Annotated in this window: 11 protein-coding genes; 4 read left to right on the top strand and 7 right to left on the bottom strand. The window is 68.7% G+C overall.

The genetic code is table 11. The annotated features are described in order from the left end of the window. Window positions 1–120 precede the first annotated feature (120 nt). Genes E1261_RS13355 through E1261_RS13340 form a run of 4 tightly spaced genes read right to left on the bottom strand, consistent with a single transcriptional unit; the run spans window position 121 to window position 7,673 of the window. Window positions 121–594: a hypothetical protein gene (locus E1261_RS13355; protein ID WP_132406372.1), complete on the bottom strand. Its 474-nt coding sequence runs from the start codon at window positions 592–594 to the stop codon at window positions 121–123. Then, window positions 591–6,998 (bottom strand): WXG100-like domain-containing protein, encoded by a 6,408-nt coding sequence (locus E1261_RS13350; RefSeq protein ID WP_132406370.1) that lies wholly within the window; start codon window positions 6,996–6,998, stop codon window positions 591–593. The genes E1261_RS13355 and E1261_RS13350 overlap by 4 nt, the downstream gene beginning before the upstream one ends. Window position 6,999: 1 nt before the next feature. Then, window positions 7,000–7,332, bottom strand: a complete 333-nt coding sequence (locus E1261_RS13345; RefSeq protein ID WP_132406368.1) for a hypothetical protein — start codon at window positions 7,330–7,332, stop codon at window positions 7,000–7,002. Further along, the gene (locus E1261_RS13340; RefSeq protein ID WP_132406366.1) at window positions 7,320–7,673 is read right to left on the bottom strand and encodes a YbaB/EbfC family nucleoid-associated protein; all 354 of its coding nucleotides are present in this window, start codon (window positions 7,671–7,673) and stop codon (window positions 7,320–7,322) included. The genes E1261_RS13345 and E1261_RS13340 overlap by 13 nt, the downstream gene beginning before the upstream one ends. 95 nt (window positions 7,674–7,768) lie before the next feature. Here E1261_RS13340 and mycP point away from each other — a divergent pair, with 95 nt between their 5' ends. Further along, entirely contained in the window at window positions 7,769–9,052 is a 1,284-nt protein-coding gene (gene mycP, locus E1261_RS13335; RefSeq protein WP_238176189.1) for a type VII secretion-associated serine protease mycosin, read from the top strand. Window positions 9,053–9,117: 65 nt separating this feature from the next. Here the strand turns inward: mycP and E1261_RS13330 are convergent, their stop codons facing one another. Together E1261_RS13330 and E1261_RS13325 are read right to left on the bottom strand one after the other, a co-directional pair. Further along, a complete protein-coding gene (locus E1261_RS13330) occupies window positions 9,118–9,408 on the bottom strand; it encodes a hypothetical protein (RefSeq protein ID WP_132406364.1) in 291 nt (96 codons plus the stop codon). Between the two features lie 26 nt (window positions 9,409–9,434). After that, entirely contained in the window at window positions 9,435–9,773 is a 339-nt protein-coding gene (locus E1261_RS13325) for a WXG100 family type VII secretion target (RefSeq protein ID WP_132406362.1), read from the bottom strand. Between the two features lie 204 nt (window positions 9,774–9,977). Between E1261_RS13325 and eccCa the strand changes: the two genes are divergently transcribed. From eccCa to E1261_RS46860, 3 genes are read left to right on the top strand one after another with little or no spacing between them, the layout of a single operon-like run. Continuing rightward, window positions 9,978–13,982 (top strand): type VII secretion protein EccCa, encoded by a 4,005-nt coding sequence (gene eccCa / locus E1261_RS13320; protein ID WP_132406360.1) that lies wholly within the window; start codon window positions 9,978–9,980, stop codon window positions 13,980–13,982. A gap of 44 nt (window positions 13,983–14,026) precedes the next feature. Next, on the top strand, window positions 14,027–14,449 hold the full coding sequence (locus E1261_RS13315; protein WP_132406358.1) for a hypothetical protein: 423 nt from the start codon (window positions 14,027–14,029) through the stop codon (window positions 14,447–14,449). Continuing rightward, window positions 14,449–16,005, top strand: a complete 1,557-nt coding sequence (locus E1261_RS46860) for a hypothetical protein (RefSeq protein WP_132406356.1) — start codon at window positions 14,449–14,451, stop codon at window positions 16,003–16,005. The genes E1261_RS13315 and E1261_RS46860 overlap by 1 nt, the downstream gene beginning before the upstream one ends. A 59-nt stretch (window positions 16,006–16,064) precedes the next feature. Here E1261_RS46860 and eccB read toward each other — a convergent pair whose 3' ends face one another. After that, a complete protein-coding gene (eccB, locus tag E1261_RS13305; protein ID WP_132406354.1) occupies window positions 16,065–17,513 on the bottom strand; it encodes a type VII secretion protein EccB in 1,449 nt (482 codons plus the stop codon). Window position 17,514 lies beyond the last annotated feature (1 nt).

The following is a 17,514-nucleotide window of genomic DNA, read 5'->3' as shown; positions in this document are numbered from 1 at the left end:
CCCTAGGAGCCTCCGGCCCCCAAGGCCACCCCCACCACCACGACCAACTGCAGTCCTGGCTCCAAGGCAAACTGATCCCGGTCAACTCACCACCGAGGTGAAGGCCGGCCGGGTTGTTTCTCAGGCGGTACGGCGAGCGAGCTGGCTCCGGAGGTCGACGACCACCTCGTGCCTGCCCAGCGCGGGATACTGCCGGGTGAGGTCGTCGAGCAGGTCGCCGGCGAAGACCCGTACGGCGCGGGACAGATCCGGCACGGTGGTCGACAGGACGACGTCGCTGAAGGTCGCACCAACGCGCACCAGTTCACGTGACCGCTCGAAGTCCAGCTCGTCGTCGGACTCGGTGAAGCCGTAGTGGGCCTTGGCTCCTGGGGTGGTCAGCTCGTCGACCACGGTCACCATCGACAGGGCGAAGTGCAACAGCGGGACCCAGGCGAACGACGTACGGATCTCTGCTGCTGGAGTCACCAACGCGAGATCGCCGGGGAACGCCGACCAGAGCAGATCGGCCCGGCTCGCGGCGGCCACGTCGTGCTGCCGTTCCCAGCCGGGAAGCACGGACGGGTCGGTCGTGGTGTACTCGAATTCGATCATTGCTGGCTGTTCCTTGGGTGAATGGTGCCGACCGTACCATCGGGGGTCATCCAGACCCGGACCTTTCCGGTGCCGCTCGCGCCGATCCGGGCCTCCGGCCCGAAGTCGTACTCGTGGGCGTACGCGCCGGTGACCGGGTCGTACTTCGTCGGGACCGGGGCCCGGCGAACGACCTCCTCGGCCAAGGCCGGCAACTGCCCGAAATCGAAGCCCCGCCGGAATTTCGTCGCCTCGGGCGCCGTCCCGTACCCGTGCCGCGGAATCACATGATCCCTGATCTGCTCCTCGCTGAGGTTCACCGGCCCTTCGTACGGCAGTAGCAGGTGCGGACTGTTGCGTTCGACAACTTCCCGGGTCGCCGCATCCAGCTGGTCCAGCCGACCCGGATCCGTCAGCTGGAGGTTCTCGATCAGCTCCTGCATCTTCTGCTGGAACAGCCGGCGCCGGACCGGATCCCGCCCACCGAAGTGCTCGGCGACCTGGAGCTCCTCGTCCAGGTGATGCAGTTCACCGATCCGGCCCTGCTCGTGGGGTGTGAAGGCCTGGTCCGGCGACCCCCGCTTGCCCACCTCGCGGAGCTCGTGGACGAGAGCCCGCGTGACGTCATCGGCCTTGATCCGATCGGACACCCGGACCACGACATCCTCGGCGTCACCGGTCAGGTGGTACTCGGCCGGATGACCGTCGGCGACCGGGCCGACCTCGAACCGGATGACGATCCGGTCGCCGTCCCGGGTCGTCACCTCGATGATCGCCTCGCCGTCGAAGACGTCGATCGACTCCAGATCCGCGAAGCGGGCCAGACCACCTGAGCGCAACGCCCGCAGGACCCGGTCCAGGAGCTCGGCATGATCCTGAAGCGGGCCGTCGGCAACGAAGTCGCCGAGTGCCTCGGCGTTGCCACTCGGCCGGCGCAGGAATGCCTTGACCTGCTCGGCGAGCTCCGCACCGAGGATCGTCGGGTCGCCTGCCACCCCGGCCCGGCGTTGCAGGAGCTTCAACGCGTTCGCCCTACTGGTCAGATCCGCGAACGCAAGCTTGACCCGGACACGATCACCGCGGGCCAACTCACGAGCCAGCGTCTCCACGGCAGCTTGGACCCGTGCCAGCGCGATCACCCGCTGCAGCCGGTACGGCGTCGTGTTCGGCTCCGCGAGCATCCGCCGATTCGCCTCGGATACCGCCGCGCGGGCCCGCAGTACCGGGTCAATCGGTGTGCGCTGCCCGGTCGCCGGATCCACCGAGGCCAGGTCAGGCAGCCGGCCGCGCCCGTCGCCCACCTCGGCCGTGTGCGCCTGGATGGCGGACATCAGTCCGGCCCGCGCGGCACGCAGGACGGCCTTGGCGCCAGGATCGTTGCGCTGCAAGGACTCGATCGCTTCGTCGACCCGGTCGGCGGCCTGCTCGATCTGGTCGAGCTTGACATGCCGCTCCGCCCGCTCCTGCCGACTCTCGCCGGCTACCGGCATGATCGTCAGCCGGGCCGCTCGTACGGCGGCTCGCACGCGGCTGGTGAAGTCGGCGGCCGTCGGGCGGATCCGGAACATGCGGTCGAAGGCCCGCACCACGTCGAGAGGCGTGCTGGTTGCTGTGCCCGGGCGCAGTGCTTCTGCTTGAGCTTCGAGCGCGCGTTGCTGCAACTGCCCGAGAAACATCAGCACACCGAGCTTGTCGGCCAGCTCCTGGGGCCCCACGGCCCGATCGAGGTTGATCGCTGTCGCGTGCCGGCCATGCCTGGCGTCGACGACATCACCCACCCAGCGGGCGAAAGGAGCCGAGACGAACGATGCCGCGGCCGCAAGCAGTGTCGCCACCACCGTCACGTCGCCGAGCCCGACGATCCTGTCCAACACGGTGGCCACCCCGAGCGTGACCAGTGGTGGAACGGCCATCAGGGACTGGACCCAGAACGGCTGGGTTCGCCGCGGTTCGGCCGCTGGGTCCGGACCTGCCCGCGGAACCGGGGGCCCTGGCACAGTCGGCTGTGCCGGCGGAGGTGCCGCCCGGAACCGGTCGAGGATGCGATCCACCAGCCGTGGCGACGCCGGGTCGGCCGCCAAGCGTTCGACGAGCTCCGCCAAGGCGACGAGCTTGGCGGCCTGATCCTTGAAGGCCTCGAACAACGCGTGACTCTCGGCGCTCTCGACCACCTGATGGTTGTGCTGGGTCAACTGGTCGGTCGCGTTCTCGGTACGCCGTTCGATCACCGTGCTCACACCGGCCGCCGCCAGACCTGCGGCCAGGCTGTTGACCAGACCGAACATCAGGGACTCCACGTAGGCGCTCAAGTGACCGGCCAGAGCAGAGGAACCAGCCTCGGTAGGATCCGGCTTGCTCGGAACGGCCCGTTTGCTCAGGGCAGGAAGCTGGTCGGACAGCTCAGTCCGGGCGAGCGCACCATAGTCGAGTCCTCCTGTCTCCCCGGCCCGCCTGGCCAGGGCCGTGGTAGCTGCGTCGAGACGACCACCGATCGAGTCGAGGAAGGCGATCAGCTCGTTCTCGTACCGCGCTGGGTCGGCGGCGACCCTGGCGAGCCACGCCTCGAAACGCTGCTGCTCCGCACTCTTGCGCCGCCCGTCGGTGAAGCGGTCGATCAGCGGCCGGATGGCAGCATTGGCCGCGAAGAACAAGGCCGGAACCAGCGGAACTCCGCCCGCCAGGGCGCTCGCGATCGCGACACCGGCGATCGACGGCCCCCAGTGCCGGGCGCGATACTTCCACTTGGCGGTAACGAACTTGGACGCTGCGGGAGGCTCTACCGGAGGGGCGGCTGATCCCTCCAGTGCGGAGAGGACGCCGGGGGTGCCCTGCTCGATCAGCCGAAGTCGTGCGGCGGACTCCGCGGACTTCGCGGCGCTCTTGTGCCGATCCAGCCAGCGGGCCGCGACACCTGACAAGAGCGCCACCGCAACAGCCGGCACGCCGAGCTGCAGGCCGGTTCCCACGGAGTCGATGACCGCGAGCCCAACGGCGCCGGCCGCACCCGGCAGGCCGGTGATCAGCATCTCCTTGGCGACGAAGACACGCAGCCGGGCTCGTTTGTCGCCTGCTGTCCAGCCTCGCGACAGCTTGTCGATCAGCGGCCCGTCGGCCGCGAGCTCCGAGCGACGCCACTTCGCCTGCTCCTGACCGTGGGCCAGACCGAGGTGCTCGATCAGTGCGCGGATCTCGGTCTGGATGTTCTGCCGGCGGACCGCCCTGATCGCCCGAGTGTCCTCGAGCTTCTTGGCCAGCAGCCGGGCCTCGGCCAGCCGCCCGCCGTCCTCCCGCGACAATGCCACGGTGCCCTGCTTGGCGTCGCTGTCGGGCCGCAGCAGGGCCGGCTCGGCCGGTCGGCCGGCATTGGCCAGCTGGTGCAGGAGATTGGCGACCGTCCGGGGGACGACGGTGTCCTTCGCGCGATCCGAAACGGTCAGCGTGGCCGGACCTGATCCGTCCGCACGGACCACGAACTCGCCCGGATGACCGTCCGCGACTGCAGCAGCCCGCACGATCACGGTGAACGGCGTGCCCTCGGCCGGTGTCACGACGTACGTGTCGTGGCTGCCGGCGACGCGGTCGACGGACTTGATCCCAGCCGCATCCAGGACACGCTGATCGCCGAACGCCGCGTGGATCTGCCGCTGCACCATCTCCCAGTTGGCCAGCAGACGTCCGGTCCCGCTGAACCACAACAGCGATTTGGCGACCCCCTGGATGACGAGCGGAGGAGTCAGACCGGATCGACGAGAACCGTCCCCGCCGACAGGCCCGCCGCGTCCGCCCGATCGATCACCAGGGTCACCGTCGGTGCTGCCGGGTCCGATCCGGCGGAAGAGTGGAGTTCCACGGCCAGCACTCGGACCGTCTGGTCCGTACCCTCCACGCGAAGCGTCGTCCGGCCCCGGATCACCCCGCTCTGCAACCGGCCCGGGACCAGGATCCCGCCCCGGCCGGGGAGATCGAACGTCGTCTCGATCGTGAACCTGATCGGCGTCATGGGCCTGCATCCTCTCCAGCGCCGGAGCCTCGCTCGCGTACGCCTCGTTCTCGAGATCGTTGATGGTGTCCGTACCGACGTCGGCGCCGGAGCGCAACTGGTCGACGTGGGTCTTCTCATGAGCCAGTGTCGCCACCAAGGTCGCCCGATCGGCGAAACTCGCCGGGCCGAGCCGAATCTGCCGGCCGCCGAGCTCCGGCGGCGTACAGGCAGAGGCGCCGTTGTAGTCCAGGTACCGGATCTCGTCGGCCTCGGTGACGATGACGATCTCGACATCACTGAGGTCGATCCCGCCGGCCTCGGCCGCCTCGGCGACCGTCGCTGCCGTGCGATCCAGGCCGCCGCCGTTGTCGATGACATCCTGGTTGCTCCGCGCTGCCCCGGCAGAGAACAGGTCCGGCGTCCCGTGCGCGTGCGGATGGAACGCGCCCCCCGGCCGGACGCCGGGCTCGTGCCGCGGTGGTGGCGCCGGTGGATCGTTGTCGTTGGGGTCCTTCGTACCGTCCCGCCCGGCCGGCGCTTCGTCGACGGTCCGCGGCCCGTTGGCCTCGGCCACGAGCTGATCGGTCTGCGCATGGCCCGTGAGCTGGATGCCGTTGTCGACCTCACCATCACTCTGCTCGTCCCCGACCCGCGAGCCAGCTTGCAGAGCCCCGCCCTGAGCGGCGCCACCTTGCGGAGGTCCGCTTTGGGCGGAAGCGCCCTGGGCAGCCGCCGGCGGCGCCGACGCCGACGACGCCTGAGCACCGGCTGTCTGGGCGGTTGCCGTTTGCGCGGTCCCGTTCTGTGGTGTCCCCGCCGGCCCGGCTCCGCTCGTCGTCGGTGCGACCGAGTTCGTCGGCGCTGTCGCGGTGGGATTGGCGATCGTCTGCGTGGACGTACTGGTGTGAGCCGTCGGTACGGCGTTCGCCGCAGCAGTTGGTGCGGTGTGGACCGGCGTTGCCGGAGCCGGAGTTCCATGCCCCGGCGCAATGGTGCTGATCGGCGGTGGAGCCACCAGGTTCGATTGATCCTGTACGCCGTCCAGTGTGGGATCCTGCACCTGGTTGCCATCGGTATCGCCCGGGCGGATGGACATCCCGTTGTCGTGATGGGTGACAGCCGCCTGCGGAGGACGTGCCACCATCGCATCGGCCGCGTCCGTCCGCGCCTGGGTAGGTGCCTGCTGGTGGTGCAGGTCCGCGGCCTGCCCGGTCGAGGTGCTGTTCGTGTGACCACCACTCGTGTTCACAACACTCGCGTTGCCATGAGCAACCGAATTTGCGTTGCCAGGGGCAACCGCTCCGGCCCCTGCCGGGTCTACCTGAGGAGTCAGTGCGGTCGTCGTACTGCCGCCGAAGTGGTTCTGCAGCCCCACGGTCGCGATCTGACTACCGACCCGCGATGCCTCGACACCGTTCGCCCGCAACGTCCCGTGGGCGCCCGAGCTGAGCCAGTTGTCGCCGATGGCGTTCAGGTAGCCCCGGCCGTCGACGAGCCCGGCCCAGTTCCCGGCGACGATGTTGTTCGCCATGTTGCTGGAGATCGGCGAACTGATCGCGTTGATACCGAACGAGTTGACGAAGGTGTTGGCCTGGTTCCGCACGAAGTTCGGCGCCGGAACCCGGTCGAGACCGCGACCGACGGTGTTGGTGATCGGGCGAGCGACCCGGCGAACCACCCGGGACACCGGATCACCGAGCCCACCGCCGATACCGGCCTGCAGGATCTGGTCCCGGCCGAAGTCGGTGTTGAGCATGTTGTTGTGGATCAACGGGGGAATCGTGGCCAGCAACTCGTCCGCCGCTTCCTTGATCATTCCGGCGCCGAGCTCCTTACCGAGCGTCTTCAGCGTCAGGGGCGCACCCAGCACCCTGGGGAACGTCGAGGCCGCCGCCTTCAGCGCAAGTCGTTCCAGGAGCGTGCTCACCGCCCGCGCCGTGCCCCGGGAGATGAGCCAGCGCGCCGCGGCACCGGCCGCCCACCCGGCCGGCCCACCCGCGAACGTCGCCGCGTAGAACCCGAGGTTGACCGCCACCTCCCAGACGATCTGATCCTTGGTGTACTTGACCTCTGCGGCATACTTCCGCACCATGTCGGCGATCTGGTGCGCCGCGTCGGCAGTGGCCTTCGCTCCACCGGCGTCAGTGCCGGCGAACTTGCCGAGCGTGGAACCGAACGAACCACCGGCGTAATCCGGCCAGCTCACGGCCGTGATCGGAAGCTGGTCTCCGGCCGCGGTGCCGATATCGGTGGCGAGCTTCGACAAGTCGTCCCAGGCAACGGCGAGCACCTCGCGCAGAGCATCCTCGTCCGCGTCCGGGAAGGCGAAGACATAAGCCGCCGCGCTGCTGATCCCGTCCCAGGCCGCCTCGGCACCGGCCACCAGCGACTGGACCAGCGGCCAGAAGCCGTACTCGTCGTTGGGCGGCGGCGCGACCGGCATCTCAGGCCCGGCGCGCGCGGTCCAGCGCAGCGCGATACTGCTGGTCGATCTCCTCGTACTTCGCGGCGTCCTCGATCATGCTGGTCCCCAGGTCGCCGAGCGTCTTCGCCGCCGCCTTGCTGCCTTCCTTCGTACTGGTCGCCGGCAGGTTGTACCCGAGGTGGAAGTTGTCGGCCGCCGAACCGGTGCCGATCGCCGCTTCCCCGGCCACGATCCGCTGGATGATGCTCTCGGCGTCAGTAGCCGCCTGGGTACCGGTGGCCTTCAGTGACGAGCCCGACGTCCGCACGACGTCGGTGTCCATCTCCATCCGGCCGGCCTTCACCTTGCCCATGATTCGGTCCCTCCTGTCCGTTTCCGGAGTTCGGCCAGGACCGGCTCCATCAGGGGCTCGTCCTGCTCGGCATCGGGTAGCAGCTTGCGCATCACGGCGAAGGCCTTGAGCGCAGCGTCTTCGGCGGCCCGGGTGACGGTGGCCCGGATGGCTTCGGCCAAGGCCGTCGAGTCCGGCGTGCGATAGATCCTCGGGTCGAGCACCAACTCGATCAGCACGCCCTGGCCGTCGACGGCTGCCCGGATCAGCCCGTCGTCGGACTCCGCGTGACCGACGGTGCCGGCCGCGGTCCGCTGTGCGGCCCCCAGCTCCTCGGCGAGTTTCGTCAGGTCTTCGATCATGTGAGCAGACTGACGCGATGCAGGCTGCCGCGTGGATCGGTGACAGCTTTCGGCCAGTACGCCGGACCTGGCCGACGAGCTGGCCACCATGAAGCGTGACCAAGCGAATCGTCGCAGTACTGCTGGCCGCTGTGGCCGGCAGCATGCTCGCGCCGGCCGGAGCGGCCGTCGCCAAACCGCCTCCCGGCCTGTGCCAGAACGCGGATCCGGCCCGCCCGGCCATCCGCGATCTGCCCTGGGCACAGCAACTCCTCGACCCGGCACAGGTGTGGCCGTACAGCACCGGCGCCGGTGTGCTCGTCGCCGTGATCGACAGCGGTGTCGACGCGGACCATCCACAGCTACGCGGGCGCGGCAAGGTCGGCACGGGTGAGGACTTCTTCCAGGTCGGTCCCCTGCGCGCGAACTTCGACTGCGACTCACACGGAACTGCGGTGGCCGGCATCATCGCTGCGGACAGCGTGTCCGGTGTCGGGTTCCGGGGCATCGCACCGGGTGCGCGGATCCTGCCGGTCCGGGTCACCGATCGCGGCAGCACCGACGGCGCCACCAAGGAACTCGATCCGCTCGTGGTTGCCCAGGGCATCAGATATGCCGCCGACCGCGGCGCCAAGGTGATCAACATGTCGCTCGCCGGGATCGACGACGACCGGGCCATCCGGACCGCGATCACTTATGCACAACGCAAGGATGCCTTGATCGTTGCCGCCGCCGGAAACCAGCAGCGCGACGGCAACCTTCTGCCGTCGTACCCAGCGAACTACCCAGGGGTTCTCGGCGTAGGCGCCACCGACACCGCCGGTGTCCGGCTGCAGTCGTCTCAGATCGGCAAGTACGTCGACCTCGTGGCGCCCGGCGGGGGTGTACTCGGCCTAGCACGGCGCGGTGGGCACAACTACTACAGCGGGACGAGTTTCGCCGTACCGTTCGTCGCCGGCACCGCGGCCCTGGTCCGCGCAGCCTGGCCGAAACTCACCGCCCAACAGGTCGCGCAGCGACTCATGGCAACCGCCCTGCCGGCGCGCGGCGGTAGCGATCGGTATTCGTACGGCGCCGGTGTCGTCGACCCGTACCGTGCCGTCACCGAGGGCCTCAGCGCCGAACGACCCGCAGCTGTGCCTGCGATGGTCCACCCACCGGTCGACGAAGCAGCTGTCGCGAAGGCCACGGCCGAGGGCCACCTGATGTCCCAAGCCTGGACACGGGTTCTCGGCATGTTCGTGGTGGCTCTGCTCGGCGTGCTGCTCGCGCTCGTCGTACCGGCCGCGGTCAAACGGCGCTGGCGACCGGCTCACGCGCCGTCCCTCGCGGGCGAGCCGCTGCGTGACGACCCGCCGGACCAGTTGTTCCTGTTGCCGCCCCCGCCGGCCGAGCGCTGACAGCGACTGCAGGCGACAACCAGAAGGCTCCGGTGCACCCGCACCGGAGCCTTCGGTGTACCGACTCAGTGACCGTAGCGCGCAGCTGACCGCATCACCGTCTCGATGTTCGCCTGCAGCGACTGACCACCGAGCATGAGAGCCTGATTCTGCATCTCCTGCATGGCGGCGGTGACCTGATCGGTCGCCGCGTTGACCTCGGTGAAACGGCCACCCGCGTTGTCCATCAGGTCCTGGGCGGTCAGGCCGAAGGTGCGCAGCCAGGCGTCCTTGTCGGCCAGCACACCCGCATGCGTCGACTGCACCTGACTCAGCAGCCCTTCCACCGTTCCGAACTCACACTTCTTCAGTCCCACGACATCCTCCTAGGTTCTTCGCGGGGTCACAGAATTCCGGCGAACGACGGCGTCTGGACCGTCCGGACGAGCTGGGCCGCTTGGGCGGTGTCCGTCTCCTCGTAGTCGGCCATGTGCATCGTCGTGTCCGCACTCATCTTGTTCAGGGCGGCGATCAGCTTCGCCATCCCGTCGGCCCAGTTCTGATGAGCGTTGCCGAAGGCAAACGCCTGGTCCATGTGCCAGCCGCCGCCGACCACACTGCCGACCACGCCGCTCAGCCGGGTCACGTGACCCGACATGCTCTCGGCCGTCGAAGCCGCCATCGTCGCGGCGTGCTGGGCCGACTCGGTCACCATGTGCATCTGGTCTGTCGGACTTGCCATTCCGGTTCTCCCTTCGTGCCATAGCGGTCGGGCACCGGACCATCCGGAACCGACGACCGGAACCGTGGATCTCTGCCACGGCACGCCTCGACGCTAGGGCGCAGCCCCTGGCAGGACCGGCGCTCGGCACCTTCCTGCCACCTCGCCCTGAGGCCGCCGCGCCGGCCGCACGATCAAGGTCTGCCGATCACGAGGAGTCCGACCATGGCAACGGTCATCGTCAAACGTCCGGCCCGACGACCGAGCCCCGAAGCGCCGGCCGGTGAGCTGTTGCTCGAGGCGCCGCCGGAGATCCCGCTGCCGTCCGGGCGGCAATGGACCCAGGGCCTGATGATGCTGCCGATGGTGGCGATGATGGGCGCGATGCTGCTGAGTTTCTCCGGCAACATGCGCTCCGGCCTCCGTCTCGTCATCTACGGCCTGTTCGGTGCGGCGCTGATCGGCATGGTCATCGTCGGTATCGCCCAGGCCGGCGGCACCGGCAAACGTGAGATGGGCCAGGCCCGGCGGGCCTATCTCCGGCAACTGGCCCAGCACCGGCTCCGGCTGAATCGCGCGATCGCCCGGCAACGGGACGCTTTGCACTACGCCCATCCGTCCCCGGAATCCCTGTGGAGCCTGGCGGTCAGCTATCGCCTCTGGGAGCGACGTCGCGACGACGTGGACTTCGGCGTCGCACGGATCGGGGCGGGCCGGCAGAGTGCACCGATCACGCTGATCCCACCCGACACCCAACCGCTGGAACGCCTCGAGCCCCTGTCTGCCTTGGCGCTTCGGCGCTTCCTGTCCACGTACGCCGAGGTCCCCGGCCTGCCCCTCGCGATCTCGCTGGCCGGCTTCAGCCGGATCCATGTTCGCGGTGACCACGACCGCGGCCGCGGCCTGACCCGCGCGCTGCTGGCCCAACTGGCCACCTTCCACGCACCTGACGATCTGCGGATCGCTGTGTGCGCAGGAACAGCCGAACAAGCCGAATGGGACTGGGCGAAGTGGATGCCCCACGCCTTGCACCCGCAGCGCGTCGATGCCGTCGGACCGTTGCGACTGGTCGCACCGACCATCACCGGTGTCGAGGCAATGCTCGACGACCTGATCGCCAACCGTCCGCGCTTCGATCCCGACATCGACAACCGCGGCGCCGGCCCACTGATCGTCGTCGTCATCGACGGCGGCGATCTGGCCGGCTCGGATCACCTGATGACCGGCGGCGGTGTCGAGGGCGTCGTCGTCATCGACCTGAGCACGACGCCGCCCCGGGCCCTCGACCCGAGCTGCATCGTGCTGGAAGTAGATGCTGACGGCAACTTGATGACCCAGACGATGGACGGGGAAGCGGAGCTCGGTGCCGCGGACTCGCTGGACGCGAGTCTGGCCGAGGCCCTGGCCCGGCAACTGGCCCCGTTGCGGCTGACCGCCGGAATGATCGGCGAGCAACCGCTGAGCGCCGAACTGGGGCTGGCCGAGCTGCTCGAACTCGGCGACCCGTACTCCTTCGACCCGACGCAGACCTGGATCCAGCGACCGAACCGCGACCGGCTGCGGATCCGGTTCGGCATCCGCTCGGACGGCATGCCGGTCGAGATCGACTTCAAGGAGTCCGCACAGGACGGCATGGGACCGCACGGTCTGCTCATCGGCGCCACCGGGTCCGGCAAGAGCGAACTCCTCCGGACACTCGTGCTCGGCCTCGCGATCACCCATCCGCCGCGCTCGCTCAACTTCGCGCTGGTCGACTTCAAGGGTGGTGCGACCTTCACCCGGCTGGACCGGCTGCCGCACACCAGCGCGGTGATCACCAACCTCGCCGACGAGCTCCATCTCGTGGACCGGATGACGAACGCCCTCGACGGCGAACTGCTGCGCCGCCAGGAGCTACTCCGCGCGGCGGGCAGCTTCTCCTCGCTGCGGGACTACGAGAAGGCCAGAGCAGCCGGTGCGCCTCTCGAGGAGGTTCCGACGTTGCTGGTGATCGTCGACGAGTTCAGCGAGCTGCTGAGCGCCAAACCCGACTTCATCGACACGTTCGTCCAGATCGGCCGGGTCGGTCGATCGCTCGGTGTCCATCTGCTGCTGGCAAGTCAGCGACTCGAAGAGGGCAGGCTGCGCGGTCTCGACACGCACCTGTCGTACCGGATCGCCTTGCGGACGTTCTCGGACATGGACAGCCGGACGGTGCTCGGCAACGGCGAGGCTTTCAAGCTGCCGCGACCGCCGGGGCACGGGTTCCTGAAGTCCGGCACCGACACGCTCATCCGATTCCGCTCCGCGTACGTCTCCGGAGTCCATCAGCGCCCGACCGGGGCAACCGCCGGTGTCAACTACCAGGAGATCCCGGAGCTGATGCCGTACTCCACCAGCTATCACGCCCCGGCGCTCGAGTCCGAGGACGACGAGACGCCGTACGACGAGGTCAACGACGACGTGATCGGCGACAGCCTGCTGGACATCCTGGTCGAACGGTTGCGTGGGCAAGGCGACCCCGCCCACCAGGTCTGGCTGCCGCCGCTCGACGAGGCCCCTGCGGTCGGTGACCTGTACGAGACGCTCGGCACCGACCCGGCCCGCGGCCTCACCGTCGCGAACGCCGGCTGGTACGGATCGCTCCGGGCGATCGCCGGCATCGTGGACCGCCCGCTCGACCAACGCCGCGATCCGCTCGTCCTGGACCTTTCCGGCGCCGAGGGACATGTCGTGGTCATCGGCGGACCGCAGAGCGGCAAGAGCACCACCCTGCAGACGATCGTCGCCGGGCTCGCCCTGACCCACACGCCGAAGGAGGTCCAGTTCTACTGCCTGGACTTCGGTGGTGGATCGCTCGGCAGCCTGCGGAACCTTCCTCATGTCGGCGGCGTCTTCGGCCGGCAGAGTACCGGCGCCGTCCGCCGTACCGTGGCCGAGGTCGCCGGTCTGCTGGACCGGCGGGAACGCCAGTTCGCCGCAGCCGACATCGATGGGATGCCCACCTATCGGCGCCGGCGGGCGGCCGGCGAATTCGCCGATGATCCGTTCGGTGACGTGTTCCTGATGATCGACGGGTGGGGTGTCCTCCGTTCCGACTTCGAGGAGCTCGAGGCGGAGATCGCCGATATCGCGGCCCGGGGTCTCTCGTACGGCGTCCACGTCGTCCTCACCTGTTCGCGCTCCTACGAGCTGCGAATGAACATCCGGGACCTGCTCGGCACCCGCCTGGAACTCAAGCTGGGCGACCCGATCGACTCGATGGTGGACCGGATCGCCGCGCTCGCCGTACCGGCCAAGCGTCCCGGCCGGGGTGTCACGACGACGAAGCACCAGATGCTGATCGGGCTGCCCCACCTGCAGGAGCGCTCCGGCGACGTCGAGCAGGACGCCACCCACAGCAGCGTCTCCACCGGCACGGCCGAACTCGTCGACGCGATCGCCACAGCTTGGCCGGGCGACCGGGCCCCCGCCGTACGGTTGCTTCCAGCAACTTTCTCGGCAAGTGCTCTGCCCGACCGGGACCGGCCGGAGGGTACCGGTCACCGATTGTCGATCGGTCTCGCCGAGCACGACCTGCGGCCGGCCGAACTCGACTTCGGCACCGAGCCGCACCTACTCCTGTTCGGCGATGCCGAGTCCGGGAAGACGAACCTGCTCCGCCTGCTGGCGCACCGGATCGCCAGTTCCTACCAGCCCGAGCAGGCTCGGATCATCATCATCGACCACCGCCGCGCCCTTCTCGGCGAGATCACCACACCGCACCTGATCGGGTACGGCGCGGACCGATCCGCGACAAGTCTGTTGCTGACCGAAGCCGCCCGGTCGATGACCGAGCGGCTCCCACCGGATGACGTGACCCCGGAGCAGCTCCGCCGCCGGAGCTGGTGGAGCGGACCGGAACTGTTCGTCCTCGTCGACGACTACGACCTGGTGGTCAGTCCGCTCGACAACCCGTTCCTGCCACTGATCGACTTCGTCCAGCACGGACGCGACATCGGCTTCCACATGATCGTCACCCGCCGGATGAACGGCGCCGGCCGCGCCCTGTACGAGCAGTTCATCGCGCGGATGCGCGACGTCGGCAGCCCGGGCATCCAGCTGTCCGGCGACAAACTCGAAGGTCCCCTGCTGGGCGGCGTCAAACCCGAACTTCTCCCTCCCGGCCGCGGCCGCCTGATCCGCCACCGCGGCGAAGCCCAGCTCATCCAGCTGGCCTGGCAACCCCCACGCGAGGAGGACGGCAACTGACCCACCAGGTTCGGCAGTTCAACACTCACACCTGAGGAGATTCCATGGCAGAGAAGCTGCACGGCGACGTGCCGGGCATGCACAGAGCAGCAAAGGAGATCAAGGCAGCAAGTCCGGTCCTACCAGCGTGGAACACGAGCCCGGTCAAGGCGACCTTCATCCAAGGCGTGGTCGGTGTCAGCGCTGCTGTCACGTCGTCCGTTCAAGCTGCGCAGGGCTTCGGCAAGACAGCCGCTGACGGATTCGCTCTGTTCAGCGAGATCATCCAGCTCTGCGCGAACGAGTACGAGCAGACCGACACCAACCACGCAGTGCAGATCACCCGGGTCGCCGCGGCGACCCACGATCAGACGATCAAGATCGACCAGGTCAACAACAGTGACTACTACAAGAACGTCGGCCACTACTACAGCGGATCCGGCATCACCTCCGCGCCACTTCCGCCAGACTCACAAGGGGTGAACTGATGGCAGGTGTAGAGGCTCCTGAGGTCGCCCTGCAGAAGTGGCTCACTGCCCTCGACCAGGAAGCGCTTCCCGCAATCAACCTGGTCCAGGACTTCGGTACTTGGTGGAGCGGCTTCACCTCTGCGATCAGCACGGCGCAGCAAGGTCTTTCCCAGGCACGCGGCGGGCTGCGCCGGGGGCTGACCGGCAACGGCGGGAACATCGACCAGGAAGGCTGGCTGGATGCTGCCGGTGACGCCTTCGACACCCGATGGAACCTTGCCGACGTATCGCTGGCAGCATGGGCGGGGGCACAGGGCGGGCCACAGCCGCCCGAAGAGGGCAAACCTCGCGTCGACAGCTCGAACCTCACCGGCCTCGCCGCTGAGCTCGGCGAAAAGACCGCCGTGACCAGGACAGCAGTCGTGAAAGCCCTCCTAGCGATCGAGACTGCCAGGTCGACCCAAAGGCTGAATGCGATACCTCCCTATGGAGGCGATCCCCAGGCCGCCGCGGAGGCGAACGCCGCGATCGAGGACGCGAGAACGAAATGCGCGGATCTCGACCTGCACTTCGCAACGGCTGGTACGGCGATCGCTGCGTTGCCCCCGAAGGTGCAGTGGAACGGGCCGACGGGGACTACCGGGTATCCGCCGGCGGAGGCGCCCGGAAACAGCCCACAGGTGCCGGTCCGGACCGGGGCGCCACCAGGGACGCCGGGCGGACCTGGCGGGCCGACGGACAACGCGCAGACGCCGGGTGGGCCGACGGCTGAGGCTCCGGGCGGTCCGGAGTCTCAGGCACCGGGTGACGGGCCTGCAGGTGCGGATCCTGGCGCATCAGGGGATCTCCCAACCGGGCCTGGGCTGGCCGGGATGCCACCGACGTTGCCGCCGCCGACTTTGCCCAACGTTCCGCTGCCGAACCTGCCGGCTCCGACTCCACCGGTGATCCCGCCGTTCACGCCGTTGCCGCCCTTAGGGGTGACGCCGGTCGGGAAGAATCCCAAGGGTCCGTTCCCGGGTGGTCCCGGGGTGGGCAAGTCGATCGTCGGTGGTGGCGGGAAGCCGGGTGGGTTCGGTCTCGGAAAACACGACCTCGGGCTGGATTCGGCGATCCAAGGAGCCAAGGACGTCACCAACGGTCCCGCCCAGGCAGCGCGGCAGATGAACGGCCGGGGTCTGCCCTCGGTCTCGGCGCCGCCCACAGCACCAGTCGCACCGGCTGCTCCGGCTGCACCTGCAGGTGGTGGGAGCGCGATGCCACCGCCGATGATGCCGCCGATGGCGGGCGGCGGCAACGGCAACAAGCCCAAGCCTGGTACGGCGCAGCCCGCTATGCACGGCAAGGGCAAGCCGACCGGCCGGCTGCCCGGAGTACCGCAGAAGCTGCGGGGACGGTCGGGCAAGACAGATCCAGCCGGCACCTTCGGCGTACCGGCAGCCACGCCACGGAAGAAGCCGGTTCCGGCCGAAACCGTCGACACCGTCCAACTGCTCGACGAGGAACTGTGGACCGTCGACCAGCCGGCCGCCCCGAGTGCTCCGGCACCTCACCGCGGCCGGCGCACTCACTGAGGCCTGCCTGCACACGTAGAGAAGGCGCCTACCGACTCGGTAGGCGCCTTCTTCCCCGTTCAGCGGAGTGCGGGCCCGGCCGGCTGAACCGCAGCGGCCTTCGGATCGAGGCCGCTGCCCAGCGGAATCCGGGCGACCAGTCCGGCCGGCATCCGCACCGGGCGGACGCCGTCGTACCCGAGGATCTTCTGTACCTCCTGGCCGGCCAGCGGATAGGCGATGCCCTGATCGCTGACGAGCAGCAGCGTTCCGACCGGTGCCGCCTTCGATGGCATCGCTTCCACCAGTGCAGCATGTCCTGGCGGTACGACGACGCGGTCCGCGAGTGGTGTTCCCCGGCCGGTCCGGGCGACCGTCGTCATCAGCTCATCTCGCGGTGGCATCGTGACGTCCACCGCCAGTCGCGGGACCGACGAGCCGGGCTCGAAGGTTGCGCACAAGGTCGATCCGTTCAGTCGCGGCCCGACGAACTCGGGTCGTTCCGCCGGGAGCTGATCCGGTGCTGTCGACGGTGCGGGCCCCTGCACGGCTCGGCCGGAATCCACCAGGCCGAGGGCCCGCGCCGACGGCTGGCGACCGTTGTAGGCCTTGGCTGTCGGCCCGTACGCGCTCTGGATGTCGAACTGCAGCGGAGTGATCGGCCGCAGCTGGTTCGCTTCGACGAGATAGTACTGACGTCCACCGTCCGAGGTCGTCGCCACCACCAGTTGGCCGTTGCGGAGCGTGCGGTTGCCAGGAACCGCCTTCGACGTCTGGCCCAGACCGGCGACCTGGATCGGAAGTACCGGCGCACCGACCGGCAGACCGTCCACCAGCTCGGCTCCTACTGTTGCCCACGGCGCCGAACGGAGCTGCAGCGCAACTGAGACAGTGGCCGCATCGGCCTTCCGGATCTGATGCCGGTAGCCGTTCCAGAGCAGGTACTGATCACCTGTGTCGGCCACCGCGACCAGCACCGCCTGATCGGCCAAAGGACGGCCGGCCTCGGGGGCTCGGTCGATGAGCAGCACCGACTCGTCGACGGCGGTGCCGGTGACGTCCTGGCTCGGTTCCGAGCACAGCGACCAGGCGCCCGTCAGCAATGCCTTTGCCTTGGGCAATGAATCGGGGGTGTCCGGGATACCGACCCGGGGACCTCGCGGTACCGCGCCCAGGGAGGCCGCCGAGACACTCATCAGGGGAGCGAACTTGCCCGCCGCGAGTAACGCCGAGGTGTAGTTGGTGACCGGGTGCAACCTGCCGTCCACATAGACGAACCGGGTCCCGGTCTCTTTTTCCACGATAACGGACTCCCCGCTGCGCCAGGCGTTCTTCCCACCCGGAACGATCAACCCGTAGACGGCGAACCCGGCCAGCACCAGCAGCGCGACCGCGATACTCCCGAAGGCGGCCACCAACGGTCGCCGGAAGGGCGGCTGCTCCGGATCGGACTCCCGGAGGATGAGCGCGGAGACCACTCGCTGGACGAGGAACTGATGCGATTGCAGTTGCTCACGTTTGGTCGCCATC

This window comes from Kribbella albertanoniae (genome assembly GCF_004348455.1).
Classification (GTDB): domain Bacteria; phylum Actinomycetota; class Actinomycetes; order Propionibacteriales; family Kribbellaceae; genus Kribbella; species Kribbella albertanoniae.
This window is presented reverse-complemented; position numbering and strand designations above follow the sequence as displayed.

What these genes read in the sequence shown, in the direction of transcription:
- E1261_RS13355 (WP_132406372.1), bottom strand. Translation starts at nt 594, where the DNA reads ATGATCGAATTCGAGTACACCACGACCGACCCGTCCGTGCTTCCCGGC.
- E1261_RS13350 (WP_132406370.1), bottom strand. Translation starts at nt 6,998, where the DNA reads ATGCCGGTCGCGCCGCCGCCCAACGACGAGTACGGCTTCTGGCCGCTG.
- E1261_RS13345 (WP_132406368.1), bottom strand. Translation starts at nt 7,332, where the DNA reads ATGGGCAAGGTGAAGGCCGGCCGGATGGAGATGGACACCGACGTCGTG.
- E1261_RS13340 (WP_132406366.1), bottom strand. Translation starts at nt 7,673, where the DNA reads ATGATCGAAGACCTGACGAAACTCGCCGAGGAGCTGGGGGCCGCACAG.
- E1261_RS13325 (WP_132406362.1), bottom strand. Translation starts at nt 9,773, where the DNA reads ATGGCAAGTCCGACAGACCAGATGCACATGGTGACCGAGTCGGCCCAG.
- eccCa (WP_132406360.1), top strand. Translation starts at nt 9,978, where the DNA reads ATGGCAACGGTCATCGTCAAACGTCCGGCCCGACGACCGAGCCCCGAA.
- E1261_RS13315 (WP_132406358.1), top strand. Translation starts at nt 14,027, where the DNA reads ATGGCAGAGAAGCTGCACGGCGACGTGCCGGGCATGCACAGAGCAGCA.
- E1261_RS46860 (WP_132406356.1), top strand. Translation starts at nt 14,449, where the DNA reads ATGGCAGGTGTAGAGGCTCCTGAGGTCGCCCTGCAGAAGTGGCTCACT.
- eccB (WP_132406354.1), bottom strand. Translation starts at nt 17,513, where the DNA reads ATGGCGACCAAACGTGAGCAACTGCAATCGCATCAGTTCCTCGTCCAG.